Here is a 26,724-nt window from a genome sequence, read left to right as displayed (position 1 = left end):
CTGTGCGCGCGTAGGGCAGAATATGCACCGTTATCGGCGATGCTCGGGGATGTCAGCGGTAGATGACATTGTTGGGGTAGGCCGAGCGGAGACGTTTATGTCTTTGGCAATGTACGAGGAAAGTACTCCAGCCGCTGCGAGGGCGTCGGCGGCTGCCGTGTGCGCTTTACCGGCTCGACACTGAGCCGTTTGCAGGTGTCGGCCAGGGAGGCGCTCTCGCCAGGGTAGTAGCTCTTCGTTAGTTGCATCGTGCAGAGAAGAGGCCAGTTTGGGATCGTCATTCCCGCTCGCTGGAACTCCGTCCTGAGGAATCCCAGGTCGAAGGCCGCGTTGTGTGCGACCACAGTTCGTCCGGCTAGCTGTTGCTGGATGTGAGGGAGTATGTCTACGAATCGTGGGGCGTTGCGGACGTCGTGATCAGTGATTCCGTGGACCTGGCTAGGGCCGGTTGATTGCTCGGGGTCGACCAGGGTTGACCAAGTGCCCTGAACGGTGCCTTGTTCGTTGACATGCACGATGGCAATTTCGACGATGCGGTCTCGTTGCGGTGAGAACCCGGTTGTTTCGACGTCGATGACGGCATATGGTCCGGCGTCAGCTAGTTCAAGCATGGGCTCGGTGTTCGTCGTGACGGCTGATTTGGGTTGGTAGTTTGTCAGGTCTTCCGCAAATTTGGTGGTTGCCTCGGCCAATGTTTTGATGAGTGGCCATGCTGTCTCGACGTCGAGCGCTGCGGCCGCGTAGGAGTGCGTGAGTAGTTGGTCGTCAAGGTAAAGATCATGCTTGTCGCGCTCTTTGACGATGACGTTGCTCGCTAGCTCAGATGGATTGGGCGAGGGTAGAGCAGCCAGATAGTTGAGGGCGGTAGCTGCTTGCGCGCGTGTTGTCTTACGGAGCGTCATCCCTACACCGTCGAGGGTTGACTCATAGTTTTCGCTGCTGAAAAGGACATGGAGTGTGTTCATTGTCCGGTCACCGGCCCAAGGGAACAGAATGGTGTCATCGCCCCATGTGATGAGAGGGCTCTCTCGGAGGCCAAGCCTGTCGTAGGCAGCTCGGCCTTCCTGGAAGAGCGCTCGCGCTGCTTCGTCGAGGTAAATAGGTACGTCCCGAGTTTCGTAGAGATGCTTCATCCGTTGACGTATGCCATCGGCAACCAGGATGCCGCTACCCGAGAAGGACGGGGGCCGGCCGCCTCCGGCCTTGGTCAGGTTGATGACTTTGCCCGCGACGTCGACGTCAAGGATGCGCCACCGACATCCGGCGAAGATCAGGAGGCCGCCTTCCACAAGCGGTTGGTCAATGGGGATTGATCCGAGCGTGCGGCCTGAGGAGACGAGCCGGTACTCCTCGGCCGTGTGGAAGGCACTGTAGAAGCTGTAGTGGTTGATGAGCCGTTCCCCCTTGGCTCCGGCCAACAGGGTGCCATCGGATGACTGCAAGATGATGTCTTTGTTCCCCAAGCTGCGCAGCAACTGGATGAACATGGATTGATCAACATGGCTGAAGGGGCCCTCTTTGCAAAGGGCACTGTAGAGCTCGGCCGCCGTAGCGCCTCCATGTTGGGCGATTACGGACAGGATCTGTTGAATCAGCGTGGAGAGGTGAAGACCATCTGTATTGGGTGGCTCGTACCACTTCTCGAGCAGCAGCTCGACGGTGGCGACCGTTTCGAACAGCTTCGCACGGAGCTGGTCGACGGGAGGTGTCCGATGATCGACTGGCCGTTCCGAGACGTAGATGCGAAGAGTAGCCGGTTTGCCACGCCGACCTGACCTTCCCAGACGTTGGCGCAGCGCGGAAACACTACCCGGAGCGCCGAGTTGGGCCACGGCGTCGGCGGAACCTATATCGATGCCCATCTCGAGGGTGGAGGTACAGACGGCCGTCGTTGGTGGCCCGGCAGCCCGTAGCCGGGACTCCACGTTTTCGCGGAAGTCCTTGGACAGGTTGCCGTGGTGCGGAAAGAACTCGTTCACGACCCGCGCACGGTCGCTGATCCCTTGTAGGAGGTCGGCGTAGGTTTCGACACTGGCACGCGAATTGGCGAAGACCAGGTTGTCCTGTCCGCGCAGGTTTCGAAAAAGGTGGTCAGCGATCGCCAGCTTGTCCGGTTCAACCTCCGCGGGATCGTCGCCGTCGGACACACCGCCCCCGCTGGTGATGTACCCGCGTAGCTGCATGCGGAGCTCCGCCGTGTCATCGTTGTGGCCTCCGATCACGTGGACATTTTCTTCGTTGCCTGGCCTGAGGAAGCGCGCGGCTATTGAGGGGTCGGAGAGGGTGGCGGAGAGCCCGATGCGGGGGACTCGTCGGCGGATTGCCAGTTCGACCCGGTGCAGCAGCGATTGCAGCTGCGCTCCGCGTTCAGTGCCGATGAAGGAGTGTAGTTCGTCGATCACGATGTACTGCAGCCCGCTGAGCATGACCGGGAGGCGAGTCCCTTGGATAACAAACATCGCTTCCAGGGACTCCGGGGTAATGAGCAGGAGTCCGTCGGGTGCTTCTTTGAGGGCGCGGCGGGCGCTGTCGCCTACGTCTCCGTGTCGGCGATGAATCGGCATGTCCACTTTTTCGGCCAGGGATTCGAGCCTGCCGTATTGATCGTTGATCAGGGCCTTCAACGGGGATATGTAGAGTGCCTTCACGCCACGCGCCAGCGTTTCGTTGTCCCGAGCGGCGGCTAGGGACGACAAGATTGGTAGCCAGGCCGCTTCGGTTTTGCCTGAGGCGGTAGCTGCACTGATGATGACGTCGGTGTCGCCGCGGAGGATGGGGTCGATGGCTTCGGCCTGGGCAGGGCGCAGATGTTCCCATTTCTGTTCCCAAATCCACGACTGGACACTTCGATGGAGCCGATTAAACGCTGTGTGGGCTTCTGACGCCCTAGAGCTTGAAGACTGAAAGCTCGTCATCGGTGTCGTTCGTTGTGGGGCGGTCGTCGGCTGGGTCCTGGTCAGTGAGTAAACCGCGGGTTCGGGTGGGTGCAGAAGAAGGGTCCGTGGTGGGAGCCAACGGAGCTAGGTCCGGGTTGGACTCCCGTTGGATGTTGATGCCCGTCACGAGGTCCTCCCAGGCGCGGTCTGGGTTCTGTTCTAGCACCGCCAGCAGGTCGAGGAAGCCTTTGATCGTGTTTCGGGGTGTTCGGAAGTACGCGTCGCCGATGCGCTGAGCGCAGTGGTTCATGTACTGGGTGATGCCTTCGTCGCTGATCAGGTAGGCCGATTCGTCTCCGGCGGCCTGAACGTGCCGGAGTTTGGTCAGCAGGACGTAGAAGTCTTCCGGCGTCAGGCTGGCCAGGCGCAGGACGGGTCCGGAGTAGTCCACCAGTCCGTCGACAGCGTAACTATTTTCTTCCAGGCGTGATTGCAACGCGGAGTAAGAGTAGAGGCCGCGGCGGGGGTCCAATAGGAAGTCGGGTGTTCCGCCGAAGAGGAAACCAAGGCTTGCTGCGCTGCCTTGGGTGGAGTCGTTGAGTATCCGGAGGATCTGTTCGTAGTTGGAGTTTCGAGCTTGTGTGTTGGCCAGCTTGTAAAGGTTGACCATCTCGTCGAGGCAGACGAGGATCCCCCCGAAGCCAGCCAGGCGGACAAAGCGTGCGAGAAGCTTGAGCTGGTCGTAGAAGTTGGAGTCATCGATGATTGTTCGGACGCCAAGGGCTGCTCGAGCGTCGGTACGGGTGGCGAATTCGCCTCGCAGCCACCGAACAGCATCGGACTTGAGTTGTTCGTTGCCGGTGTCGTGTCCTTGCCAGTATTTGGCGATGACTTCGGCGAAGTCGTAGCCGCCGGTGAGCTCGGAGAGTTCAGACAGGCTCCTGCGGATAATGCTCTCGACAGGTGAGCCGGTGTCCCGGGATTCCGTCAGGGCCTGCGAAACGAATCGCTCAACGACGCTGGACATGGCGCCGCCGTCGGGTTTGGCTCGTGTGGCCATGTTCCGCATGAGTTCGGCGTAGAGACTGCGGGCTTGGCCGCCGGTTGCGTGAAGGCGCCGGTCAGGGGAGAGATCGGCGTGGACGGTGACGAGCTTTTGCTGCAGAGCGATTGATCGCACGACGTGTAGAAAGAACGTCTTACCGGAGCCGTAGTCTCCGATGATGAAACGGCTGCCCGAGCCGCCGTCTTTAATTCTGTTGATATCGGACAGGAGTGCTTTGACTTCGTTGACCCGGCCCACCTGTACGTGTTGTTGGCCCATTCTGGGAACGACGCCGGCGCGCAGGGATTGCAGGAGCGCGTCACGTTCGCGTGGTCGGATGGTGGTTTGAGGTGAAAGGGTCATCTCAGGAGCTCCTGCAGTGCGGTCGGGTTGATGGTGAGGGTTTCGTCGCCTTCCAGCAGCGGCTCGTCGGCGGCGTCCAACGCGGCTTCGTTGACGGCGTCCATGGCGCCTTGCGGTAGTAAGCCATGGCGTGCGGACAGGTCTTCGAAGTCGGCCCATGGGAATTGGGTGACGCCGGCAAGTGCGCGGACGAGGTTGGAGTGCGATGCATCCAGGTCCCCGATGGTTGCGCTGGGCTGGTCACTTGGCGCCGAGACGGTTGGGCTTGGTAGGGCGGCTGGATGGGCCGTTGGTTCGTGAGAGGCCGGATCGTCCTCGCTGAAGATGTCACCCAGAAGCGCGGAGACTTCCGCGGTTTCGGCCATCTTAGCTTGGATCATTGTTGAGTCGAGGAGGTACGTGCTGGCCGCCGGCGCATCCTGAGTCAGCGGTAGGGGCGCGGGGACGGGAACGCCTGGATCAGGTTTTCCTGCCTGACGCACGGTAACCGGCCCCGCTGCGGCTGGGTTCGGCGCGGACATGGCTGCGTGGAGGCGGCTGGTGACGACGGCGGTGTCCAAGTCGAGAAGTTTGTAGATCTTCTGGAGCGTACTGACTTCACTCGGCGCGATCTGTCCGTCAGCGGCTGCGACGGTCACCAGCATGTCCCCCAGAGCTGCTTTCTGCGTTGTGGTGAGTGTGCTGAGCCGTTTTGTCAGTCCGGTGAGCTTCACCTCTGATGCCCCGAGCCACTGAAGATGTGCGTGGAGCCGAGTGCGTTCGGCCGAAGTCAGTTGCAGGGAAGATTCGATGTGGGCAGTCAGGTGGTCCAGTTCCGCGGGTGAGATGTCGCCGTCGGCCGCAATTACCGCGGCGGCGAGGTGCGTCATGGTCAGGGCAGTGCTATACGACGGTGTTGGAGAGTGGGGGCTTCCGGGCTCCGTGTGAAAGAGGACGACGGGGAGTTCGGGAGTGATGGCAGTGCCGCCGAAACGTACGTCGGGTTCGAGCCCGATGGCGAAGCCGTCGAGGAGTGTCGCAAGGTTAACCGCTTCGGGCTTGGAGAGTTTCTCCCCGTTGTTAGGGGGCCAGTGTTCGAAGAGGTCCTGACCTGTCATTTCCACGCTTCGGTGTTCTGCGAGTTTTTGTGTCACCCAGCTTCGGAAGGCACCTACCGGACCTTCCGCGTCGACGAGTAGGTCCCTCGGCAGGAGTGCTGCTGCCGCAAGGGTTTCTGTTTTGTCGGTGTTGCGGCCTAGCCAGCGACTGTATGGGTCCAGTTCTGCGGTGACGTCGTCGAATAAGGCTGAGAGCTTCTTTTGTGGTGCACGCTGGTTGAAGACATCGGCGATTTCTCCCATGGCCATGGTGGCGCCGCCGATTTGGGAGTTGGCTGTTGTGTAGCTGAGCTGCACTCTCGATGCGCCGGGCCGGACGGTGAATCCGTCGCCGAATCGTTGTTGGTAGCGGACGCGGAACAGTTGTGTGAATTCTTCGGGGCAGCGGGTTGCAGGTGTGCGGACGGCGACTTCAGGGTGGAACCATCCCCATGCCATCGCCCAGTCGGCAGGGATGGGCTTGCCATCGGCGGCGAAGGAGCCAAGGTGGGCTCGGAGAGCTAGGGGTACGTCCCACCGTGATTCTGTCAGGGCCGGGACCTTGGGGGAGCCGTCCTCAGCCTCCAGCATCATGAAGTCGATGACGTCGACAAAGCGGGATGCGTACGATCGGAAGGACCCACTTGAGTCCTCGTATACCTCAAGCAGCGCCAACATCTCCGCCCTGATGCCGCTCAGCTCGGAAGCCAGCTCTGGTTGCTTGGCGATGTCGACGAGGACGCGGCGTTCAAGCCCGTACATGAAGAGAAAAACGTAACCGATCGGCGTATCTGGAAGGCGGCGGCCTTGGGCCAACCATGAGAGGTATGCGGCTCGCCCGGCTGGCGTGATGTCGGCATAGGAGGGCCAGTAGTTCAGGCATTGGCCTGCCCAGTCCGGGTTGCGGGAGTCGACCCGTAGCGTGGGGTTGATCAGGGACGGCTCTGTGCCTCCTCGCGGGGACGTGAGTTCCTGACCGGCGTAGATCATGCCTGGGATGCGGACGCCATTGCCGAGATCCAGGGACTCTTCCGGCCCATACCACCGTGCCTTGCGCTGAACCGCCACGGCCGGTGCCGGGTGATTCGCTGGCTTGGGTTGAGCCTGGGGTGCTGGGGTGAGGGCGTTTACCGCAGGTGACGGAGTGATATTTGGCTGAGGTGCCGCTGGAGCGGCGGGTGCATGGCTGGGAATGGAGACTTCGTTGTCTGCAGCTGATTTCAGTTCGCTGGCGAATCGAGATGCCGCCTCGGCGCTGGATACTTGCAGGGTCCATCTGAAGCCGTTGGTGTTTTCGAGCTCCAGCTCCGTGTACTTCATGATGGGCAGTACCGGATTGTTCTTGAACCGACGGTCCGGACCGCCCTTTTTGTTGACGTACTGCCACGTAGATCCAACCTGGACCGCGTCCGAAGGAGTCGCGCCGGGGGATTCGATGAAGTTGGTCAACCGCTGACGTATACGCAGCGAGTCATAAGTGACGTCCGCAAAGGCGCCGTTTTGCGAGAGGAGGATCCGGTCCGGCAGGAAATACATTGACGTCTTATCGGCAGTTATGCCGGGTACGGCAATGTTCGTCACCAGCTCCCGCGGGCCGGTGAGGCTGAAGCCAGCGGTGGAACGTCCAACCAGGGATGAAGCGCCTGCGTTGACCTTTTGTTGGTGCCCGGACTGCAACGCCCCGGCCTCATTTATGCGCCAGATTTTTTGGGATTGCCCCAAGATACTTCCAGCGTCGAGAAGCGCCTCAAATTGGCGGGCATGCCCGTCATTGACGTCATAGAAGATTACTACGGACCGTTTGGCGCGGTCCCGCTGAACAACCCACCAGATGGCAGGAATACCGAGCAGCCACACAAGCAAGCCAAAAGGCATCGTGATCAAGCCCAGTAATACGACCGCGATGACGACCCAGCGAGTCAGTGGTTTACGTTTTCCGGCCTCGTTCAGCTGCTGTACGAGGTCATCCGACGATGTAGGAGCAAGCGCTTGGACGCTGGCACCCCGTTGGTCCTCAAAGACCACATCCGGCGATGCTGAAACTGGAAGGATGGGGGGCCCGAAAGATTGTCCGGCCTGCTTCGTGCCACCGACAGAAGCCTGATAATAGATACCGCTGGCGCCCATGCGTACATAGTTGCCACGAGGACCGGAACCAACGCGAAATCCTGGAACACCGGCGCTGACGCCGAGCCCGGACTTGCTCAGATTAAACCTGAACGGACCTGCCTTCAGGCTCTTCCGAACGTAAAAACCCACCATTACCCCCACACCCGGCATTCAGCCGGCAGTCAATCGAATCAATGAGTGACATTGTTGCAGCAGCGTGTGTTGATCCTTCAACGGAACACGAACGTGTCGCTGATGTGTCAAACAGCTCGCCCGGAATTACGCAAGTCAACAGCGTCTCCTGCTCCGGCGCTACGGATTCAACTGGAGCTTCCGGTCTTAGGAGCCAACGCAAGCTCAGAGCCTAGCCTTTGAAAGTCGCGCGCTAAGGGCTTTCGCAATATCTGTGCCTGGGAGTCGCAATGTCCCACGTGAATGGCACCTAGGTACAGTCTTACGGCCTGTTGAAGTACTGTCATGTAAATACGACAGTGCGCACTAGGTCCGCCACAGCACCTGCAAAATGATGCCCCTCCGTGATCAAGCTACGACGGCTGTCCTTGCGCTCGGCCCGGATAGTTTGCTTTCTCCATCCTGGAGACACCGGACGGCACACCTGTCCACTTGCCGTAGCCCGGAGCGGGGACAGAGCGTCTGCTAGACGTGCCTACTTGCCAAAATGCGCTGCCCGCTTTATCAAGGTCGACGGCAGCGCATTCGAAAGTGAACGGGTCGGCAGGCGGCACGTCCAATCTTGTCACTCGGAGTCGATACTCTTTTCCTGGTAGACAAGACGCACATCAATTTAGGGGGAAATGGTGGTTGACCACTTCGATACAAGCAATCCCAAAAATGGAATTGGGAGGGTCTGGCGGACCGCCTCGACGCAGCTCATCGAGCAGGCTGACAATGTCAAGCTTGCCGCCAGAGACGGGGTCGACAAATTGACGGCAAGGATGCCGGACCAATATGAGGAGGCCATAGCCGAGTACAACGTTGCCTTCACTGCGATGAACGACGAAGGACTTGCCCTCCTGCGTCAGCGGGAGAGATCGACAGACTTGATCGAGCTCGTCGAACTGCTGGTGAATAGCATCGCCAACACCCCAAAGTCATTCGAGGCCTCCTTTGAAGAAATCGAGTTCAACAAAGCCGAGTTCCTGGACGCGGAAGAGCTAGCAAGGCAGGAACTCGAAGCAGCACGGAAGTCCGCCGCCGGCGCCGGCGCCGGGTTTGCTGCGGGAGCTGCGATCGCCAGCGTGGCGCCGACAGCCGCAATGTGGGTGGCGACCACCTTCGGAACTGCCTCGACTGGCACCGCGATCTCCACGCTTTCCGGCGCAGTTGCGAGCAAGGCCGCTCTTGCCTGGCTTGGAGGCGGCGCCTTGGCAGCGGGTGGTGGAGGCACTGCCGCAGGCGGAGCTCTGCTGGCACTGGCCGGCCCCATAGGATGGACCGTCGCAGGAGCATCCCTCCTCACGTCAATCGCGTTGTTCGCAAAGAAGAAGTTCGATAATCGAGAAGCAAGGCAGGCGGCGCTTACTGACGTGAAACACAACACCGCCTTGGTCAAAGCCGATCAAGCCCGAATCGGGGACCTCCTCCAGAAGACAACAACGATTCGCGAAGAACTCTTGAAGGGCTACGGCGAAGCGCTGGTGTGCTTTGGAGCGGACTTCCTTTCGCTCTCCGAGTCCCAACAGAAGAAGCTGGGCGTCTTGGTAAACAACACCAAATCGTGCGCGGCCCTGCTGGGGAAGCGCATCGAGCGCGGCACGGGTGATGAAGAGTATGGCGGAGTTCGTTAGGAGTAACCAGGAGCAGGCGGTTGCTTCCTGGGTGAACTATCTCAATCAACTCCGCATAGACGAGCTACTCAGTTCCTTGCGGCATCAGGACGAGAACCTCCTGAAGGCACTCGGAAGCATCGATGAAGCCATCAGGAAGATCGAACTGGAGGTGGTCACTGCCAATCGCGGTGGACTGCGCGGCATGCACGGCTTTATCGCGGAAATCGCCGAAGTGGGTATAGGGAATGCACGAAAACTGATTCTCGGGCAGGAGTCCGTTTACCAGTGGGTGAACGACAACGGACCAGTGGACCTGCTGCGCAACGGTATCGATATCCAGCAGAAGTTCGTCTCTGCCGGCGGCCGATTCTCGCTAGGGGCAATCGCTGAGCACCTCCAAAAGTATCCCGACTACGTGCAGAACGGCGGCAAGTACCAGATCCCTGGTGATCATTTCGAGGTGATCCAGAAGCTGTACTCCATGCCGCCCGAGGAGGCGGGCGAGCTCCTGTCGCGCAGCGGTAGCGGACCGTCCTTCAAGGACTGGCAGCGGATCGAGTCGTTCTTTAGGGACGGATCGATCGGCATTGAATCTCTGGAACCCTCGACGCTGAAGTATCGCGAGGTACAGCGGAACGTCTACAAGTCGACCATGGCGGCGGAGCAAGAATCCCTGCTTTCCACCGACCAGTCCCTCCGTGACACGTCCTACCAAGAGAGCCGGCCGGATCTTCAAGAAGCAGCAACGGTCACACTTACAGCAGCCGCAATCGAGGGTGGGACTGCTTTCATGCTGGCCGTTGTCGCGAAGCTCCGGCAGGGCAAACGGCTTCGCGATTTCAGTGAGCAAGACTGGCTCAATATCGCAGGCGAAACGGGCTTTGGCACGATTAAGGGCGGAGCTAGGGGCATTAGCGTCTACGCACTGACCAACTTCACCGCCACATCCGCCGCAGTCGCCAGCTCCATTGTCACCGCTACCTTCGGTATCGCAGAACAGGCGAACAAGCTCCGCAGGGGCGAAATCGACGAGCAGAAGTTTATCGAGAACTCACAGCTGGTCTCCCTTGAGGCTGCAGTTAGCGCACTGTCCTCATTTGTCGGTCAGGCGTTCATCCCTGTTCCCGTCCTCGGCGCCATCATTGGCAACACGGTCGGAATCCTGATGTACAGGGCCCTCTCATCGTCTCTATCAAGACGGGAGGCCGAACTGATCGAACGATACTTCCTCGAGCAGCAAGTGCTCGACGAGCAGCTTGCGATCGAGTACCAGGAACTCATAGTGACACTAGAGCAGGGCATGGCCGCCTATCTCCGACTAGTCGAACGGGCCTTCTCGCCGGACGTGGAGATCGCCCTTATAGGATCAGGTGCGCTCGCCCGAGGACTTGGTGTGTCTGCAGACGAAATTCTGGACTCTAGTGAAAAGATTCTCGCGTATTTCCTCGACTGATCTGCTGCGCTCAGAAAGTCTCACGACCCAAGCCAGTAAAGATGCTCCCACGGAGCATCTTGCCCTCGGTGATCACGTCGCCGTCCCCGCACACGACAATTTCATCATCTGTGAAGAAGGCCAAGGCTACGGTCATTTTTCGAGGCTCGTCGTCGCGGGAAGTCCGGTGCCCGTTTGACGGCTTAGCGCGCAATAGCTGTGGGTCTTTCTTTCTTCAGAAGGGGCCTTAACGCCCAGTACGGTCCGACATAAAGACGGCCCGGCTAATACGCGATGACATTCAAGGTTCTGCCACAGGCGCAAACCCTTTCCGCGTTCGGATGACAGGGCCTGGCGGTGGGGGATGAGCCCGATTCAACGCTTCAGTGCATTCGATCTCCAACCACCGGTTCGAAGTTGCTCCTCTCATTAGGACCACAACTCGTCAGGGCCCAAGTGTGTTGAATTGCAGTGAAGACAGGACCTGCACTTACCTAGTTCCTATCTCGCCGCGTAGCTCGGCGATTTCGGCTCGCAGCTCCACGATTTCCCCTTGTAGCTCCACGATCGAGTACGCGAGCTTTCCGATAACTTCTTTGTATTCGTTCGTCTGGATATCTATTTTCAGCGATTTCAGTGCGGCATCACGTCCCAAAACCTCCTGCGCAGAGGTAGCTAGCGCTGAAAGCACCGATATCCCCACTGACTTTAACCTTTTTGTTCGATCTCGCATGCTTTGCCTGCTTTCGTCAATTTTAAGGGGCCGTTGTATGTGAGGGGGGGACCCAGCTTACGGGAGCTCGTGTCGGGTGGCTGTAATGAGTCGCTACTACTAACAGGGCGCAGGCAGGGGGGAGGCAGGATCCCTGATTGTCCTCTTGATCGATCTCGTAGTGCGATGGATACGGGATCAGCAACCGGGCTCCGCTTGTGAGCGGTCGTCTGGCTCAGCCCGTGAGATGGAGGCAGCGCGTTGCTGGCCGAGATGACTACCAACGAGAGCCAGGGCGTCTCCTTCGCTGTGTCCCGGAATGCCGCTCGCGAGTGAACGCTGGCCCTGGGAAAGGCTGGCAAGCTCCTAATCCTGTGGATGACACTGCCCACAGGCATCGTCGAAACTGCGTTTTGTTTTTCCTCTGTCGAGAGCGTCTCGGTTTCTGAACTTAGCGGCCTCGTGTCCAACGCCGCGAGGGCATGCGCATCGTATGTGGGATATCGTGGCGACTTGGCATTGTGCACTGACTGACGCCCGGGCCGGCTTCGATCCGACAACGTACTTCCATGGTCGCGCACGGCGAGCGGCCTTTCTAGAAATCGACGTGAACGGGGGAATGATTCTCCGGCATAGTCGCTCGACGCAATGCTCGTGAAGCCTGTACAACTCGAGTCAGATCGTGCATGGCTCAACGCTTCTTGAAAGTCACTAAATTCTTGTCAGAAGTGCCCTGGATACACAGTCCGCTCGGAGGACGTATTAGTGTTGGCTGCATCGCGCGTTCGGCAAGATGCGGTGCGGTAGTACACCGAGCAGCAGACCAGCGACCGCGTCCTGAGCCTGTTGAGTTCGCCATGTTCGTCAGCAGAGTTGCGGAATGTGGAGCTGACGAAAAATTGGGAGCGCCACTCAGGCCCTAAGTCTCGGATCCAGGTAATGTTGACCATTGCCGGGGCATTTGGCGCTCGACTCCTTTACAAATGCAGCAGCGAGTCAACCACTTGCGGTACGGTAACCTCGGTCCTTCAAGAGAGCTGGAGTGAGTTTGATGGCAAAAGAATCCCATGGTCTCTTTTTCATGTTTGGACGAGGCTCCGAGAAACCAATGATGTCAAGTGCAATTCAGGTTAATGGGCTTGTGGGACCCGTACTTCTCGATACGGAGCCAACTCTGAGAAGTGGGAAGGGAAAGTTGTGAAAGGGAAGGGAGGAACTGTTTCTGGGATCTTTGATCTTCAAGGAGCTGCACGCCTCCTTGTGCTTGAAGCCTACGGTGACTGGTACAGGGATCCGTGGGGATGGCCTGAGCATGATCCAGCATTGATGAGTGAAATCGATGTTGGTACTGATTTAGGATTTAACAAAGTATCGTCGGGACGTTTCTCATTCGACGTTACACCAGCTTTCCACTTGCTTACTGTTCCTAAATCCTTTACAGGCGTCCGTCCCGGAGTGGTTATAGACCCGGCGAGCAAACTTGTTTATACGGCCGCCGCATCCCAACTTGCCAAACGTTTGCATGGCGATCTACCGGATTGGGTGTATGGCTGGAGGTTGAGGAATGGCGAGCCCTCCAATACGACCGAGGAGCGGCTATTCTACGATGAATCTGTAGGCGTGGTTAGAAAGGCCCGTTGGGCGCTGCAGACGGACATCACATCATTCTTTGCTTCAACTGATATCGACACTTTGACGGGCGACATTCGATCAAAGGTGGGGCGCACGGCGGCAACGGATGCCGTCGAGGAGATTCTAGATGCTCACAGACAGCTTTCTGAGCGTAGGGGGCTGCCGCAGCGCTGCTACGCGTCCTCCTATCTTGCGAATCTAGCAGTCAGCCATGTGGACGACACGATTATGGCGGCTCTATCTGAGGGGCGAGTGTCCTCAGTCCGGCGCTGGATGGACGACATCAGCCTCGAGTCGGAGAAGCTGCAGGACGTCTACAGGCTCATTATCGACATACAGGCAGCGATGCGCCGGGCGGGCCTAGAGATCAACACTGCAAAAACGCACTTGACTGATGGGAAGAAGTCGCATGCCCTTCTCAAAACCGAATCTCCCGATCAACTGGAGCTAAAGAGCCTCCTTTTGCCGGATTACACGGTCGAGGCCGATTTTGAGGATGAACCTCGGCTGGACCTCAAACCCCTCGAGCAAGCAGAACAGCGGCTCCTAAAGAACCCCAAAGGAATTGGCAGGGGTGAGGGTGCGATGATTCTTAAGGCGCTACGCTCACACAACATGACCGATCGTTATCTGGAGTGGCGGAACATTGCGCACCAGTTGCCTCACATTGCAGACACCCTGGGCCGCTACTTTGCCGTAGCAATACGCAACAACCGTGGAGCAAAGTCAGCGCTAGAAAAGTGGTTCGTAAAATTCGAGGAGTCGGAGTGGTCCTCAGTGGATTGGGTGGCACCACAGTACGCAATGGCATTCTCATCAGACAATCTGCCACCGAGCATGACCAAGATACTTCACGCTTGGTTGGCGCAGAGCCAAAGTCTCCAGCAAGTGAGTCTCGCCGCACAGCGACTGAGTGCTAGCGACCCTCCCGCAGCTCGGGCGATTTTGGCCAAGCGCTCCAACACAGAATCTGACCCGCACATTCAGCGGGCTTTGGCTCTCGGTATGGTCGCCGCGGAGGCGAGTCAACAGGATGTCAAACGACTCTTGGGTCGTTCGGGGATTCATAGGTTGACGTTGAAGGCGCTTGAAAGTCGCAAGTGGCGGCTCCCGAAGTCCAGTCACGATTTCGACCCTGTCTCAGTGGTCTAGCCTTACGTCCACCTCTAACGGAATTTTGGCGCAACGATGAGTCCCGGCGAAGCTGGGCATTCGTTTGCCGTCGCACTTTTGGATGCACAAAGTCGGCCGATGTGTCTTGCAGGGAGACCAGGCGGACTCAACTCGAACATCATTGAGGTCCTTATGGGTAGTGCCTGCGGGCGGTGGTCTGTGTGCCGTTTCATAGTGGGGGCTGGGACGGGGGTCGCCAATCAACGTGGGGGATTGCGACCGTGTCGGAAAATTTCGTCAGGTTGGGAGCGGCGTGACGGCGCCGAGTGCAGTCTCCGGACGGTTCCCACGAGTATAAACCTGGGTGCACTTGCGCGGATGGCTAAGCCTGCGAAGACGAGGTATGACCAAAACAAGCATCGCTGTTGCTTGGGACAGTGCATGGAAGAACTAGGCAGTCAATTCTTACGGAACCACCTCCCAGAAGTGCGGCACGGACCGGGGTGTCGAGCGCGGTGGACGCATGTTCCGCCCATCATCACTCTGGAGGTCTGTCACGAGAGCCAGGTGGTCGACTGCCGACAGTAAGCCGAATCAGCCCGCCGTCCGAACTGGGACAGTTATCTGGTCCTTATCGTCAACAGCGAGTGAGCCGCCCTGCTGGCCTCCAACGGCGTTTGGAATGTTCATTTCGGGGTTGTTTTGAAATCTTGGCGGCCTAGTCACTTCATCGTCACAGCTGTGACGACACGAACATGAATCCGACTTCATTGGGGCTCTAAAGTGGCTTGCACACCCCCTATTGAAGGAGCATCATACATGCCCAGACGCTTCACGAATGACGAAGCAGCTGCGCGGTTGCTGACCCTTGGGTACGAGGCGCTTGAAGAGTATCCCGGGTCCGACAACGTGTGGAGGGCCAAGCACATAAAATGTGGTGGCGAACTGAATCTGACGTGAACCGGGTGCGGGGTGCAGGTCGGCCGTCGTGTGCCTGCGATGAGGAGATCCAGGCGCTCCGGGTTCAGCGGATCATTGCATCCAGGATGGCGAACAACGCGGTAGTGGCAACTGATGGCATGCGCGCTGCCGGTTGGGAACCCCTGGAACCGTACCCGGGATCGCATCAGGAGTGGCGCTGCCGCTGCGTCGACTGCGGTATCGAAAGCACTCCCAGCTACCACAACATCGGCAAATTCAAGGGGTGCCGGACCTGCTCCGGTCGGCAACGGATCACACCGGAGAGCGCCCGAGCGGTAATGATCGCAGCCGGGTGGATGCCATCAACCGATTTCCCAGGACCCCGTGAGGCATGGGAATGCCGGTGCATCAGCTGCGGCAATCAGGGGGCGCCAACCTACGAAGCCACAAAGAGCAACAAGTCTGGCTGCAGAATGTGTTCTGCCCGGAACAACGGGCTAAAGCGTCGCCAGGAGTTCGAACCCCAAGCCGTCCGCACCATGCTGGGGATGCAGCTGCAACCACTTGAACCGTTCCCTGGCGCGAACAGGCAGTGGCTGTGCCGATGCCTCAGATGCGGAAACCTGACCCGTCCCACCTACGGCAACGTCGCCTCCGGCGGCCGAGGTTGTGAAGTCTGCAGGAGGCTCTCGCAGGGACAGACCAAGAAGAGTCGCTCCGCTGAAGCGGCCGAAGCCCGGGTGCGCGCTGCCGGCTACACGCCTTTAGTCCCCTATCCCGGTATGGAAACTCCTTGGCAGTGCCTTTGCCGTTGCGGCCGGGTGACACGCGTGAGCGTTTCCGTCCTCGGCGATGGTCTGCATGGTTGCCGCTGGTGCGCAGAGTACGGATTCAACATGGCCAAGCCGGGGTACACGTACCTGCTCCTCCATGAGCAGCTTGGAGCAATGAAAGTCGGGGTCGCTTCGAATAGGTCCACCCGAGTCGCGACGTCCAACGGCACGGATGGACCGTCCTCGGTAACGAGTGCTTCGCCACTGGCTTCGAAGCCGTATACGTTGAGCAGAAAATGCTGACCTGGTGGCGTGACGATCTGAGCCTGCCGCCCTACCTCTCGGAAGAACTCATGCCAGTAGGCGGGTTCACCGAGACAGTTGAGTTGGAGGCTGTTCCTCCGCATTTCGCCATGGCACGTCTGAAGGAAATCGCCGCAGAAGTACGGAACGCCGCGGTGGTTACTGCATAAACAGAGCTTGCCTGGTAGGAACCTTAGCCCAGCGTGGCACCGATGTTTGGGGACCCTTCGGTGCCAATCCTTTCAGAACGTTCTGCAACCTCATGTGGCCTCCTGATCGAACCGCCATGTATGTGTGAAAGGAGGGAATCTGATGAGAGTGTCTTGCTCGATGCCGGTCGGTACTTCTGTCAACCAATATGCACTCGTCGCCGCCCGCGTAGCCCTGTGTTCTGCCTCGCTTGAGGACGTCGCCACGAGGACCATCCAAGCGGGTGAAAAAGAGGTGTGGACAATGTCCACACTTTCGGCCCCGGACTGGCCCGTACAGCGGCCGGACTGGCCCGGATTCCGCATGTTTCCGCGGGATTCCAGCAATGACAAGGCTCGGAATCCCGTTCGAGTCCCACCTCGGGCACGGCATACCCCCTCGTCAGAGGGGGTTTTTGCTTTAACGTGTGTACATTCTGGTTGGTCAGGTCCCTCTGACACGGGCCGGCGGGGTGTGCCTGGCGCCGCGGGTCGCCTGTTCGGTTGTGGGGGAGCGGGTTCAGGGCCGTGGCTGGTTGGCCCTCCGCTTGCTCTGAACTGCGGCTACGAGGGTCCTCTCTTGGTTCGTCCGGTAGGTCGTTGTTGGCCTACACCTCTCCATGGGTAGGTGCGCTTAACACGACATGACTTCGAGAAACTGCGTAGATGCCGTCTCGCTTCGGCTTGTTCTTGGCGTGACAAGTCCGGGCTGGCCGATGCTTTGTCAGGCCAAAGAGGGTGCGGACAGTGTCCACACTTAAATCTCCTTTATTGCGACCGATCACAGCCATCCCTGCGCCTCCTCAGCCTGCAACTGTTCATTGCAGGTGAGCGACCATAGCAACATGTCGCCAGTTCAAATGGCACGGCTTTCCATGCGTTAACGAGGTATTGGACGAGACCCTGACCATGTGTAATTCGGAGATGAGCGATCAGTCGACGCGGTGCGCCGTGTTGTCGAGGTCATTGCGGGCTCGCTCTTTGTGGGCCAGATGCGTGAAGGCGGTGAGCGGGCGGACCTCCTTCTGTTGAATGACCGTGGTTTGAGGTCCGGGGCATTGTTTGGCCTGTTTGGCTAGCTTCATCGACAGCAGCCGGATGCCAATATTCACCACGATGGCACGCTTGGCCGGGGCCTCCGGGGCTGCCGGGGCTACCGGGGAAGTGGGGTCTTCCCATGCTGAGCGACGTCCTGTCTGATGGCAGCCAGACGACTTGTCAACGGGATATCTCGCAGTCGGGCAGGTCTCCGACAGAGGCCCGCAAGTCAACCTGAATCGGTGGGCCTAGCGTCTTGAATCCTCGGATCCCCGTGCTGAGCACGAACCACACTATGGCGTGTGCCGGGGATCGCTATCTTGCCGACTGCTGGCCAGGTGTTTGGCAGCACAGCCACCCCTGCAGTGTTCCGACGTCGACGAATTTCCCACCCCCGTGAGGTGGTGGAGGCGGGAGAGAGCAGCCATCCGACATGTCGGCGTTGGGTGGCGGATTGTTCCCGCAGGCTACTTGAGCCGGGGGATTGCATTGGCCTCGGCCCATGAAATCCACCTGCCCGGGTGGGTGTTCAGACCGCTAAGCACGGATCGCAGAGGTTTTCTGCGGCGGTGGCGTGGTCTCCCAAGATCGTTCAGTTCTACAGAAGTTTGAGTTCCTAAACTTCGTCTGTAAGAAACTTACGCATCTTCCTAGACTAAGTCGAAGTTCAATGTGACGCACGACACCGCTGGAGATCAGTTGATCTACCCTCGCGCTTGAGTCGGCAACACCCCACTAAGGAGTACTGGTGAAAGCCCTTGTAGTAACGGAGTTCCAGAAGCCCATGCAGGTCTTGGAAATGCCCGATCCCACGGTTCCCAATGACGGGATCATTCTGCGGGTTGAAGCCAATGGGATCTGCAGAAGCGACTGGCATTTGTGGAACGGTGATTGGAGCTGGGTTGGCCTCGACCTTGAGCTCCCGCACGTTATGGGCCACGAGTATGCGGGCGTTGTCGAAGCCGTAGGCCGCGATGTAAGGAAATTTCACGTTGGTGATCGCGTAGTTGTTCCTTTTGGTTTGGGAGACGGGACGTGTGAGCAGTGCGTGGCGGGTCACTCCAACGTCTGCGACAACCTGCTTCAGTCCGGCGTCGACTTCTGGGGTGGTTACGGGCGATATGCCGCAATCCCACGGGCGGACTTCAACGTAGTGCATGTGCCTGACAACGTGGACTTTGAATCTGTGGCCGGTCTGGGCTGCCGCTACGTTACGGCCTTTCACGGAGTCGTTGATCAGGCACACGTTCAGCCTGGCGAGTGGGTCGCGGTACACGGGTGCGGTGGCATCGGGCTCTCCGCGATACAGATCGCTTCGGCCATGGGAGCTAACGTGCTGGCCGTAGACGTCAACGACGATGCTCTGGCACTTGCCAAAGACTTGGGCGCTGTCGCCACGATCAATGCTCGCGCTACCGACGCCGCGCAGGAGATCAAGGAGTTCACGAAAGGCGGCGCTCACGTCTCCGTGGATGCGCTGGGTATTCCAGCCACCTGTCAGAACTCCGTCAACAGTCTTCGCAAGCGCGGACGCCACCTGCAAATTGGGCTCACCGGGGCCGAGGAGGCCGGCCAGATTGCCCTGCCCATCGATGTCATTGTGCAAAAGGAGCTGTCCATCATTGGATCGCTGGGCATGCAGGCATCCCGATTTCCCTCGCTCCTTCGCATGATGGAGCGCGGCATCCTGCAGCCCGGGAAGCTGGTGACGCGAAGGATCGGCGTCGACGACGCAAGCGAATCGATCATCTCCATGGGCGGCTTCAGTTCGGTAGGGATTACCGTTCTGAACCGCTGGTAGAAAACCAAACAATCGCACGACTACACCGAGGAGGAACTATGACAGTTTCAATCGAAACCATAACGCCGCACGGCCTGCACATTGACGGTGAATGGAGGCAGAGCAGCAGTGGAGAAACCATTGAAGTCCGCAACATGTCGGATGGTTCACTGTTGGGAAAGGTGCCCGCCGGTACACCTGAAGACGCCCAGCGTGCCCTGGACGCTGCGCAGAGGGGCGCCAAAACATGGGCAGCGACCCCAGCCTATCGCCGGGTGGAAATTCTGATGGCTGCGGTAGCACTGATCCGGCAACGAAAAGATGAGCTTGTGCAATTGCTCAGCGCAGAAAACGGCAAAACTGTCGCAGGCGCGGTTGTCGAGATTGACACGACCGCCCGCATTTTCGAGGGCTTCGCTCAAGAATCGCTGCGAACCTTCGGCCAGACCATCCCCTTGGATATTCAGCAGGGTTTTGAAAAGGACCTTATGCTGACCGTCCGGGAACCCCTGGGCGTCATAGTCGGTATCGTGCCGTTCAACTTTCCTGCGGAACTGTACGCGCACAAGGTCGGTGCTGCACTTGCTGCAGGGAATGCGATCATCGTAAAGCCGCCGGAGGACGACCCCCTGGTCTCTGTAAAGCTAACCGAGATCCTGCATGAGGCAGGTGTGCCTGGTGACGTTCTGCAGATAGTTACAGGGTACGGCGAGGTTGTCGGGGACTACCTGTCGAGAAGCCCGGACATTGCCGCTGTCAGCTTTACCGGCAGCAGTCGTGTCGGAGCCATTATTGCCGCCAACGCAGGGTCCAACATCGTTCGTGTATTTCTCGAGCTCAGTGGCAATGATGCCTTCATTGTTTGTGAAGATGCCGATGTTGATTTCGCAGTCGATCAAGCGATTGCGGGTCGTATTTACACCAACGGTCAAGTGTGCGCCGCCACCAAACGGATCATGGTGGACCAAAGCCGGTACAACGAATTCGTGGACAAACTGAGCGCCAAAGTCTCGAAACTTTCCGTCGGCGACCAGATGGCCGAAGGCACTGATGTTGGGCCACTGGTCAGCCTGGAAGCCGCCCGGCGGGTGGAGCAACAAGTCGCTGCAGCCATCGACGAAGGAGCAGTAGTGCGTGTCGGAGGTGCTCGCCAGAACGCCTACTTCGAGCCGACGGTTCTGGAAATCTCCAAGGAAAACGCCATCGCAACCGACGAGGAAATTTTCGGGCCGGTATTCTCCATCCTGAAATTTGACAACGTCGACGAAGCAATTGAGATCACAAACGCTTCCAAGTTTGGCCTCAATGCCGGGATTTTTACGACCAATCTTCCAGTCGCTATCGACGCAGCGGTGCGCATCCAGGCTGGCACAGTTTCGGTAAATGGCGGCAACGCCTATCGTCCCGATGTAGCTGCCTTTGGCGGCTACAAGAAAAGCGGTATCGGCCGCGAGGGAACCGGCTACACGCTCGAGGAGTTCACCCAGATAAAGAGCATTGTCTTGCGCGGAGTTCTGCCCTACTAGGCGCCGATTAAGGGGAGTCCGCCGTTCAACAGTCGGACTCCCCGGCAATCCTTCATCGGCATCCCTCGGGATGCCGAACACTCCCACCGATTGGACGCATCTTAAGGCGATCCCGCCCGATAAGAGGGCGGGCGATCGGCCCTGCCCAAAAATTGCCAATGAGGCCTTAAGGCCCACCGTCCATCAACGAAGAACGGATGGAACACCCACGCCATGAACAGTTATTCTCCCTTCTCCACATCCCCTATGAGCCGGAGGACAGCCCTGCTCGGCATCGCGGCCGGGACAGTGGGGCTTTCGCTCGCGGGGTGCGGCGCCGCCCGGAACGTCGCTGAAAGCGAACAGAAAACTTACCCGGATAGCGAGCTTCTGTTGGTGTCGACTATCCACACGGCAACCAATGATTACATGCAGAACTGGTTGACCGGTTCCCGTGCCTTCGCGAAATACGCGGGACTCCCACTCCGAATCGTCAACTCCAACCTTGATTCGCAGCAGCAGTATTCCCAGATCCAAAGTGCCATGGCCACCGGCAAGAGGGTGGTGGTCAACTTGGAGCCTCTTGCCAGTGCTGATGTTCCAGGCATCGCCCGATCTGTCGCCCGCAACGGCGGCTATGTCGTGAGCAGCTGGGATAAGCCTGATGGCATAAAGCCTGAGGACATCGGTCCTTCCTGGGTAAGTCACATGGGGTTCGACGGTGTAGCGGCCGGGGAGTACACCGCGACCCAGTTATTCGAAGCGATGGGTGGTGAGGGCGGCATCATCGCGCTGAAGGGTGTCCTTGATTCCAACGCTTCCAAGCAGCGATATGCGGGTCTTGAAAAGGCGCTGGCGGCCTACCCCGGGATCTCGTTGTTGGGGAGCGACAGCGCGAACTGGGACCGGCAGACCGCCTACACGAAGACCCAGACATTGCTCTCACGCTTTGCCGGGAAGGTTAACGGGATCTGGGCGGGCAGCGATTCTATGACGTTGGGGGCCGTGGCGGCAGCGGAAAGTGCCGGCGTTCAAGTGAAAGCAGTTGGCATTGATGGAATACAGGAGGCTCTGAAGTCTGTGAAAACGGGCGGGCCCATCGTCGCCACATGGTACTCGGATGGCTTCTACAGCGGCATGATCGGTTTAGCCATCGGCCACGCCGCTGCCACAGGCAAGCTCGACGTTTCCACTCTGCAGCCCGCGCAACGAGACGGTACATACTCACAATTCGGTGTCAGCAGAGACTCGGTGGACAAGTACCTGAAGGAACCCGACTACACCTCCCTGATGGCAGAACTCGACAAGGGACTTTTTAATCGACTGGTTGGGGGCCCCTTGCCCTCGGTCAATTCTTGAATCATCGAGCTTTGGAGCCCCAATGAGCTTACTTATAGAAAACCCCCGCCCCACCGCCACGGGTCCCCGCAAGGGCATAACTCGTACCGTCACCAAGCCAGCCGGGCAGTACGGCACGGCAGTTGCACTTGTGATCCTTTTCGCCGCATTCTCTGTGATCAACCCCGGCTCATTCATGACCGCCGGAAATGTCATCACCATCCTCAATCAGGCGACAGTGCCCCTGATTCTGGTGACGGGTATGACATTCGTGGTTCTTTTGGGAAGCGTCGACCTCTCACTTGAAGGGACCATGGCTGCGGCCGGCATCAGTTTTGTGTTGCTGTCCCGAAATAGCGTCAACGGCAACGATTTCCAGTTGGCCGCCCTCATCATTGCGCTGATAATCGGCGTCCTCTTCGGACTTGTAACAGGTCTTATTCACAACTACCTCAAAGTTCCAAGCTTCATCCTCACGCTCGGCATGTGGTACATAGGCCTGGGTACGGCCACCATTCTCTACGGTGACGGGGCCACAACGCTCGAACCCAGCCCACTGGTGAATTGGTTTGGCAGCACCGTCTTTGGCCTCTCCAACAGTTTCTGGATCGCCGTAGGCGTGTTCTGCCTGGCCTTGGTTCTGTCCAAGTGGACCAAATTCGGGCGATACGCCTACGCCATCGGTGACAGCCAGGAAATTGCGAAGGTTGCTGGCATCAAAGTCTTCCGCTACAAAACCCTTGTGTTCGTTTTCTCGGGCGCATGCGCCGCCCTAGCCGGCGTGATCGGCTCCGTGAAACTCGGCGCCGGTGTGGTGGAGGTGGGCAGCGGACAGCTGTTTTTCACGCTCACGGCCGTAGTAGTCGGGGGAACCCTGCTGAGCGGCGGCAGCGGTGGCGTGGCCAGGTCCATGTTTGCCGTACTGCTCCTTACGGTCCTCAACAACGGGTTGGTCCTTTCCGGTGTGGACCCGAGCATCCAGCAGGCCCTGTTCGGTTGCGTCATTGTCATAGCCGTTGTTCTGACAGCTCTCCGTAAACGGGATGTATTGAGGGTGGTGAAGTAGCCATGTCTGTGACACCGGCACTTGAACTAAGTGGCATCAATAAGTCTTTCGGCTCCAAGACCGTCCTGAAGGACGTTTCAATGCGGATTGGACAGAACGAGGTCGTTGGACTGATCGGCGAGAACGGTGCCGGGAAGTCCACCCTGCTGAAACTACTCGCCGGACTGCACCAACAGGACTCGGGTGGCCTAAGAATCCACGGCATTGACCGCCAGCTGCGGAACGCATCGCACGCGGCGGAATTGGGCATCGGCGTCGTACACCAGGAGCAGTCACTTCTGACGAACCTGTCAGTGGCTGAAAATATCCACCTGGGCGGGGCGAAGAACAGGAACAAGGACGCCGGTTCATCCCTTGGCTTTCTTAATTGGAAAACCATTAACGCCCAGGCCACCAAATCCCTGCGGCGCATTGGTCTGGACATGGACCCGCGGGCGATGATCGCTGACCTTACCTTCGCTCAACGTCAGATGGTCGAGATTGCCAAGGCAGTTGAAGTAGGCGAGCATGCACACGCTCTCCCCATCGTCATCCTCGACGAGCCGACGTCCGTGCTGGAGCCCGCAGAAATCAAACGCCTTGCAGGTGAAATCCAGCGCCTGCGCGAAATTGGCTCGGTTATCTTCGTATCTCACAGATTAGAAGAAGTCCTGGAGTTCACCGACCGAATATATGTTCTGCGACACGGCAAGGTCGTCGCCGAGAGAGAGACCAAGAGTGTCAACGAGGAAGAGCTCTTCGCACTGATGACGGGGCGGCAATCTGTCCGGGTCCGTGAGGACCTTCAGGATTTCGCTGAAGCCGACCCGGTCCTGGAAGTCAAGAACCTGTCCACCGCAGGCGGCCTGGACGAGATCACGCTGACACTGAAGGCTGGGCAACTGCACAGCTTGGTCGGGGCCACCTCGTCGGGATGCGAGGAAGTGGTTCGCGCAATCTTCGGTGTCGAACGAGTAACCAGCGGGTCGATCAAGGTCGCTGGCCACCCGGTTGACAAGCTCACTGTACGGGAGCGGATCCGGCGGGGAATGGCTTACCTCCCCAGCGAACGAAAATCTGAAGGCATCGTCTCCGGCATGTCAGTCACCGAGAACATGGCTCTGGCCCATCTGGATGCAACCCACGGACGGGGGCTGCGCCGGCGGAATCTGGAAGTACAGCTCAGCAACATGTGGATGGACCGCCTGGATATCCGGCCAAGGGATGGCCAAGCTGCCATCGCTGAGCTCTCGGGCGGGAACCAGCAAAAGGTAGCTCTGGCAAAGTGGCTCTGTGACCCCAACCTGAAATTGCTCCTGTTGGACCGACCGTTCCGGGGGCTGGACCCAGGAGCGATAGAGAGCGTAAAAGAGGCCGTGCGGCAGGCCTGCCACGGCGGAGTTGCAGTCTTGACCATCGCCGACACCCTCGAAGAAGCTCTGGAACTCGCGGACGACATCACCGTTCTCAAGGACGGTGCAGTCACAGCCTCAATCAACGTCCTGGCCGAACGGCCCTCGGTTGTAGATATCCTCGGAAAGATGGTCTGAACCATGGTGCAAACACCCACAATCGCGCGCACACCACAGGCGCTCCGGATCCGAACCAAACCCGCCGCCATCTCACTCAGTCGTCTGATGCCCGCCATCGTCCTGGTGATTTTGGTTGCCGCAATCACGGTCGTCGAGCCACAGTTCATCGGTGGTGGCGGCATACGCATCATGTTGGTGCAGTGTCTTCCACTGCTGTTCCTGGCGTGTGGACAGATGCTGGTCATGCTGCTCGGTGGAATTGACCTTTCCAACGCCGCCATGGGTGTTCTCGCGGCAGTCCTTGTCGCTTCGTGGCTTGGTCCTCTGGGCTGGTTGGCCCCGGTGCTGACGCTGCTTGTGGTCGCAGCCATCGGCTCTCTCAGCGGCTGGCTTAGTGGGTACTTTCAAGTGCCAACGTTTGCCGTCACTCTCGGAGCGATGGGTGTCTGGCAGGCCGCAGCCCTCCTGATCTCGGATCAAACCACAGTGTCTATAAATCAGAACCTCGAAATCATTGGGTGGGTCCTGGACGTGCGGTTCCTGGGCTTGGAGGCCGGAGTTTGGCTGGGAGCCCTGGTTGTGGCCGGCATCTGGTTCATGACAAGCCGGACCTCTTTAGGTCAGGAATTAAAAGCCGTCGGACTAAACGAGCGCACCGCGATCCTGTCGGGAATCTCGAATTTGAAAACAAGAACCCTGGTCCACTGCGCCTCCGGGTTCTTGGCAGGTCTCGCCGGTTTGATCCTGACAGCCCAACAAGGCACAGCGACCGCTACTGGAGCGGGTGTCGGTCTCCTACTGCCGTCCATAGCCGCGGCGATCATCGGTGGATGTGCAGTGGCCGGAGGAATTTCACGCCCTGTGAATGTGGCCTTCGGGGCCTGTATCGTGACCCTGGTTCCCATCGGCGCTGCAGCGATCGGCATTGATCCGCGGATTCAGTACGTCGTCTTTGGCCTGATCATCGTCTTGGCGGTCGCAGCGTCCATCGACAGAAGCAGCAGGACCCCCGTCTACTAGAATGTGCTACTCCGTTTCTGCTGGTGGCCCCGACCCATGGGCGGGGTCATCAGCAGTTCATCATGTCTGTGGCAAGAATCTGCCAACGCACCTGATTAGCTGCATATAACAACGGAACGCCAGCCCCTGAAAAGGATTGCTGTACTTGTCAAGGACGGCTCCGAAGCCCTTGCTCTATGCCCGTCTGAGAAGCAATTCAGGCCGCGGGGGAAACCTTTAGCGGAGCCTCGCCCTGGTGTGTCTTCAGTTCCTCAATGAAGGCTCTAAGGTTCGCTGACCTGCAGTCCTTTCGCCAGGTCAGCCACGTTTCGGCTGCCCCCAGTGGACCGGCAATGGCATGCTCCCTAACTCCCTCGGCCCCAGGAAGGGTGGCGAGAAGTGAGGCAGGGATCATGCTGATCCCAGCACCTGCCGCTACACACGCGAGCATGCTGTAGTAAGAGGAGATCTCCACAAACTTTCCCGGGACAATGTTCTCCGCTTCCAGCCAATCTTCGAAGCGTTGCCGATAGGAACAGATCCGGCCGAAAACGAAAACGGTGGGGTGCGTTGCCTTATAGTCCTCGTCAATGTGGTGGACTGTTTGGGGTGTGATGATCCGAAGTTCTTCATCAAAGGCCTTGATCCCGGTCAGGGCCGGAACAGCCGGGCGCCCGTCGGTGAAGGCAGCTGCCAACTGCCCGTTCAGCAGACTGTCGAAAAGGGGACCTGAGGAATTCGCGTCCAGTTCCAACTCAATGGCAGGGTAGCTCAGGTGAAAGGCCGCAAGTATCGGCGGAATTCGGACTGCGGCTGTACTTTCCAGGGCTCCAAGACGGAAGCGTCCGCGCGGTTCGCCGCGGGTGGAGAAGTTTTTGGCTTCGTTGGTCATGTCGATGATGTTGCGTGCGTACTCAAGGAAGAGTTCCCCGTCGGCAGACAGAGAACTCTGACGCTTGTCTCGAATCAGGAGTTGGACGCCGAGCTCTCTTTCGAGCTGCTGCACACGGGTCGAGACGTTGGAAGGTACACGCAGCAACTTCGCTGCGGCCTTCGTGATACTGCCAGTCTCCGCTACCGCGATAAAAATTTCCAGCTGTGAGATCTCCATTGTTCTCCCTGAGAGATGTTCGGCACCACGTTTGTCCCAAAGG

The 26,724-nt window shown here is 58.7% G+C and carries 17 protein-coding genes and 1 pseudogene; 10 read left to right on the top strand and 8 right to left on the bottom strand.

Translation table 11 applies throughout. The features are described 5' to 3' along the window. Positions 1-95: 95 nt before the first annotated feature. The 4 genes and pseudogenes from M1D51_RS12575 to M1D51_RS12560 form a co-directional block, all read right to left on the bottom strand. Positions 96-2,915, bottom strand: coding sequence for a DEAD/DEAH box helicase (locus M1D51_RS12575; protein WP_458106736.1), 2,820 nt, complete (start codon positions 2,913-2,915; stop codon positions 96-98). Continuing rightward, positions 2,887-4,284, bottom strand: a complete 1,398-nt coding sequence (locus M1D51_RS12570; RefSeq protein WP_458106735.1) for an ATP-binding protein — start codon at positions 4,282-4,284, stop codon at positions 2,887-2,889. The genes M1D51_RS12575 and M1D51_RS12570 overlap by 29 nt, the downstream gene beginning before the upstream one ends. Beyond that, positions 4,281-7,385: a tellurite resistance TerB family protein gene (locus M1D51_RS12565; protein WP_458109587.1), complete on the bottom strand. Its 3,105-nt coding sequence runs from the start codon at positions 7,383-7,385 to the stop codon at positions 4,281-4,283. Before M1D51_RS12565 ends, M1D51_RS12570 begins: the two co-directional genes overlap by 4 nt. Before the next feature lie 138 nt (positions 7,386-7,523). Continuing rightward, positions 7,524-7,622: pseudogene (locus M1D51_RS12560) on the bottom strand (DUF4236 domain-containing protein); the annotation flags it as partial. 662 nt (positions 7,623-8,284) lie between these two features. Here M1D51_RS12560 and M1D51_RS12555 point away from each other — a divergent pair. Both M1D51_RS12555 and M1D51_RS12550 read left to right on the top strand, forming a co-directional pair. Further along, positions 8,285-9,277: a hypothetical protein gene (locus tag M1D51_RS12555; RefSeq protein WP_458106734.1), complete on the top strand. Its 993-nt coding sequence runs from the start codon at positions 8,285-8,287 to the stop codon at positions 9,275-9,277. After that, a complete protein-coding gene (locus M1D51_RS12550; protein WP_458106733.1) occupies positions 9,261-10,712 on the top strand; it encodes a hypothetical protein in 1,452 nt (483 codons plus the stop codon). The genes M1D51_RS12555 and M1D51_RS12550 overlap by 17 nt, the downstream gene beginning before the upstream one ends. 10 nt (positions 10,713-10,722) lie before the next feature. Here the strand turns inward: M1D51_RS12550 and M1D51_RS12545 are convergent, their stop codons facing one another. Further along, complete coding sequence (locus M1D51_RS12545; RefSeq protein ID WP_458106732.1) at positions 10,723-10,848, bottom strand: hypothetical protein; 126 nt, start codon at positions 10,846-10,848, stop codon at positions 10,723-10,725. Between the two features lie 333 nt (positions 10,849-11,181). Next, positions 11,182-11,424 carry a hypothetical protein gene (locus tag M1D51_RS12540; RefSeq protein ID WP_458106731.1) on the bottom strand — a complete coding sequence of 81 codons (243 nt, stop codon included), beginning with the start codon at positions 11,422-11,424 and terminating at the stop codon, positions 11,182-11,184. A gap of 1,305 nt (positions 11,425-12,729) precedes the next feature. Between M1D51_RS12540 and M1D51_RS12535 the strand changes: the two genes are divergently transcribed. Next, positions 12,730-14,187, top strand: coding sequence for an RNA-directed DNA polymerase (locus M1D51_RS12535; RefSeq protein WP_458106730.1), 1,458 nt, complete (start codon positions 12,730-12,732; stop codon positions 14,185-14,187). 1,951 nt (positions 14,188-16,138) lie between these two features. Beyond that, complete coding sequence (locus M1D51_RS12530) at positions 16,139-16,315, top strand: hypothetical protein (RefSeq protein WP_458106729.1); 177 nt, start codon at positions 16,139-16,141, stop codon at positions 16,313-16,315. A 950-nt stretch (positions 16,316-17,265) separates the two neighbouring features. Here M1D51_RS12530 and M1D51_RS12525 read toward each other — a convergent pair. After that, the gene (locus M1D51_RS12525; protein ID WP_458106728.1) at positions 17,266-17,448 is read right to left on the bottom strand and encodes a hypothetical protein; all 183 of its coding nucleotides are present in this window, start codon (positions 17,446-17,448) and stop codon (positions 17,266-17,268) included. A gap of 671 nt (positions 17,449-18,119) precedes the next feature. Here M1D51_RS12525 and M1D51_RS12520 point away from each other — a divergent pair. The 6 genes from M1D51_RS12520 to M1D51_RS12495 all read left to right on the top strand — a co-directional run bounded on the left by M1D51_RS12520 (position 18,120) and on the right by M1D51_RS12495 (position 25,591). After that, positions 18,120-19,172: a zinc-dependent alcohol dehydrogenase family protein gene (locus M1D51_RS12520; RefSeq protein WP_458106727.1), complete on the top strand. Its 1,053-nt coding sequence runs from the start codon at positions 18,120-18,122 to the stop codon at positions 19,170-19,172. 38 nt (positions 19,173-19,210) lie between these two features. Beyond that, positions 19,211-20,677, top strand: a complete 1,467-nt coding sequence (locus tag M1D51_RS12515; RefSeq protein WP_458106726.1) for an aldehyde dehydrogenase family protein — start codon at positions 19,211-19,213, stop codon at positions 20,675-20,677. Between the two features lie 246 nt (positions 20,678-20,923). Continuing rightward, a complete protein-coding gene (locus M1D51_RS12510; protein ID WP_458106725.1) occupies positions 20,924-22,015 on the top strand; it encodes a sugar ABC transporter substrate-binding protein in 1,092 nt (363 codons plus the stop codon). A gap of 22 nt (positions 22,016-22,037) precedes the next feature. Then, positions 22,038-23,060, top strand: coding sequence for an ABC transporter permease (locus M1D51_RS12505; protein WP_458106724.1), 1,023 nt, complete (start codon positions 22,038-22,040; stop codon positions 23,058-23,060). A 2-nt stretch (positions 23,061-23,062) separates the two neighbouring features. Continuing rightward, entirely contained in the window at positions 23,063-24,589 is a 1,527-nt protein-coding gene (locus tag M1D51_RS12500) for a sugar ABC transporter ATP-binding protein (RefSeq protein ID WP_458106723.1), read from the top strand. A 3-nt stretch (positions 24,590-24,592) separates the two neighbouring features. Continuing rightward, positions 24,593-25,591: an ABC transporter permease gene (locus tag M1D51_RS12495; protein ID WP_458106722.1), complete on the top strand. Its 999-nt coding sequence runs from the start codon at positions 24,593-24,595 to the stop codon at positions 25,589-25,591. Between the two features lie 196 nt (positions 25,592-25,787). Here the strand turns inward: M1D51_RS12495 and M1D51_RS12490 are convergent, their stop codons facing one another. Further along, the gene (locus M1D51_RS12490) at positions 25,788-26,681 is read right to left on the bottom strand and encodes a LysR substrate-binding domain-containing protein (RefSeq protein WP_458106721.1); all 894 of its coding nucleotides are present in this window, start codon (positions 26,679-26,681) and stop codon (positions 25,788-25,790) included. Positions 26,682-26,724 lie beyond the last annotated feature (43 nt).

The sequence above is a fragment of the Arthrobacter sp. R3-55 genome (genome assembly GCF_054161505.1).
Note: the sequence above shows the minus strand (reverse complement) of the source record. Positions and strands in the feature narration are given on the sequence as shown.

Bases quoted from the DNA above. Each gene is read 5' to 3' on its own strand.
- M1D51_RS12575 (WP_458106736.1), bottom strand. From the start codon at position 2,915: ATGACGAGCTTTCAGTCTTCAAGCTCTAGGGCGTCAGAAGCCCACACA.
- M1D51_RS12570 (WP_458106735.1), bottom strand. From the start codon at position 4,284: ATGACCCTTTCACCTCAAACCACCATCCGACCACGCGAACGTGACGCG.
- M1D51_RS12555 (WP_458106734.1), top strand. From the start codon at position 8,285: ATGGTGGTTGACCACTTCGATACAAGCAATCCCAAAAATGGAATTGGG.
- M1D51_RS12550 (WP_458106733.1), top strand. From the start codon at position 9,261: ATGGCGGAGTTCGTTAGGAGTAACCAGGAGCAGGCGGTTGCTTCCTGG.
- M1D51_RS12545 (WP_458106732.1), bottom strand. From the start codon at position 10,848: ATGACCGTAGCCTTGGCCTTCTTCACAGATGATGAAATTGTCGTGTGC.
- M1D51_RS12540 (WP_458106731.1), bottom strand. From the start codon at position 11,424: ATGCGAGATCGAACAAAAAGGTTAAAGTCAGTGGGGATATCGGTGCTT.
- M1D51_RS12535 (WP_458106730.1), top strand. From the start codon at position 12,730: ATGAGTGAAATCGATGTTGGTACTGATTTAGGATTTAACAAAGTATCG.
- M1D51_RS12530 (WP_458106729.1), top strand. From the start codon at position 16,139: ATGCTGACCTGGTGGCGTGACGATCTGAGCCTGCCGCCCTACCTCTCG.
- M1D51_RS12515 (WP_458106726.1), top strand. From the start codon at position 19,211: ATGACAGTTTCAATCGAAACCATAACGCCGCACGGCCTGCACATTGAC.
- M1D51_RS12510 (WP_458106725.1), top strand. From the start codon at position 20,924: ATGAGCCGGAGGACAGCCCTGCTCGGCATCGCGGCCGGGACAGTGGGG.
- M1D51_RS12505 (WP_458106724.1), top strand. From the start codon at position 22,038: ATGAGCTTACTTATAGAAAACCCCCGCCCCACCGCCACGGGTCCCCGC.
- M1D51_RS12500 (WP_458106723.1), top strand. From the start codon at position 23,063: ATGTCTGTGACACCGGCACTTGAACTAAGTGGCATCAATAAGTCTTTC.
- M1D51_RS12495 (WP_458106722.1), top strand. From the start codon at position 24,593: ATGGTGCAAACACCCACAATCGCGCGCACACCACAGGCGCTCCGGATC.
- M1D51_RS12490 (WP_458106721.1), bottom strand. From the start codon at position 26,681: ATGGAGATCTCACAGCTGGAAATTTTTATCGCGGTAGCGGAGACTGGC.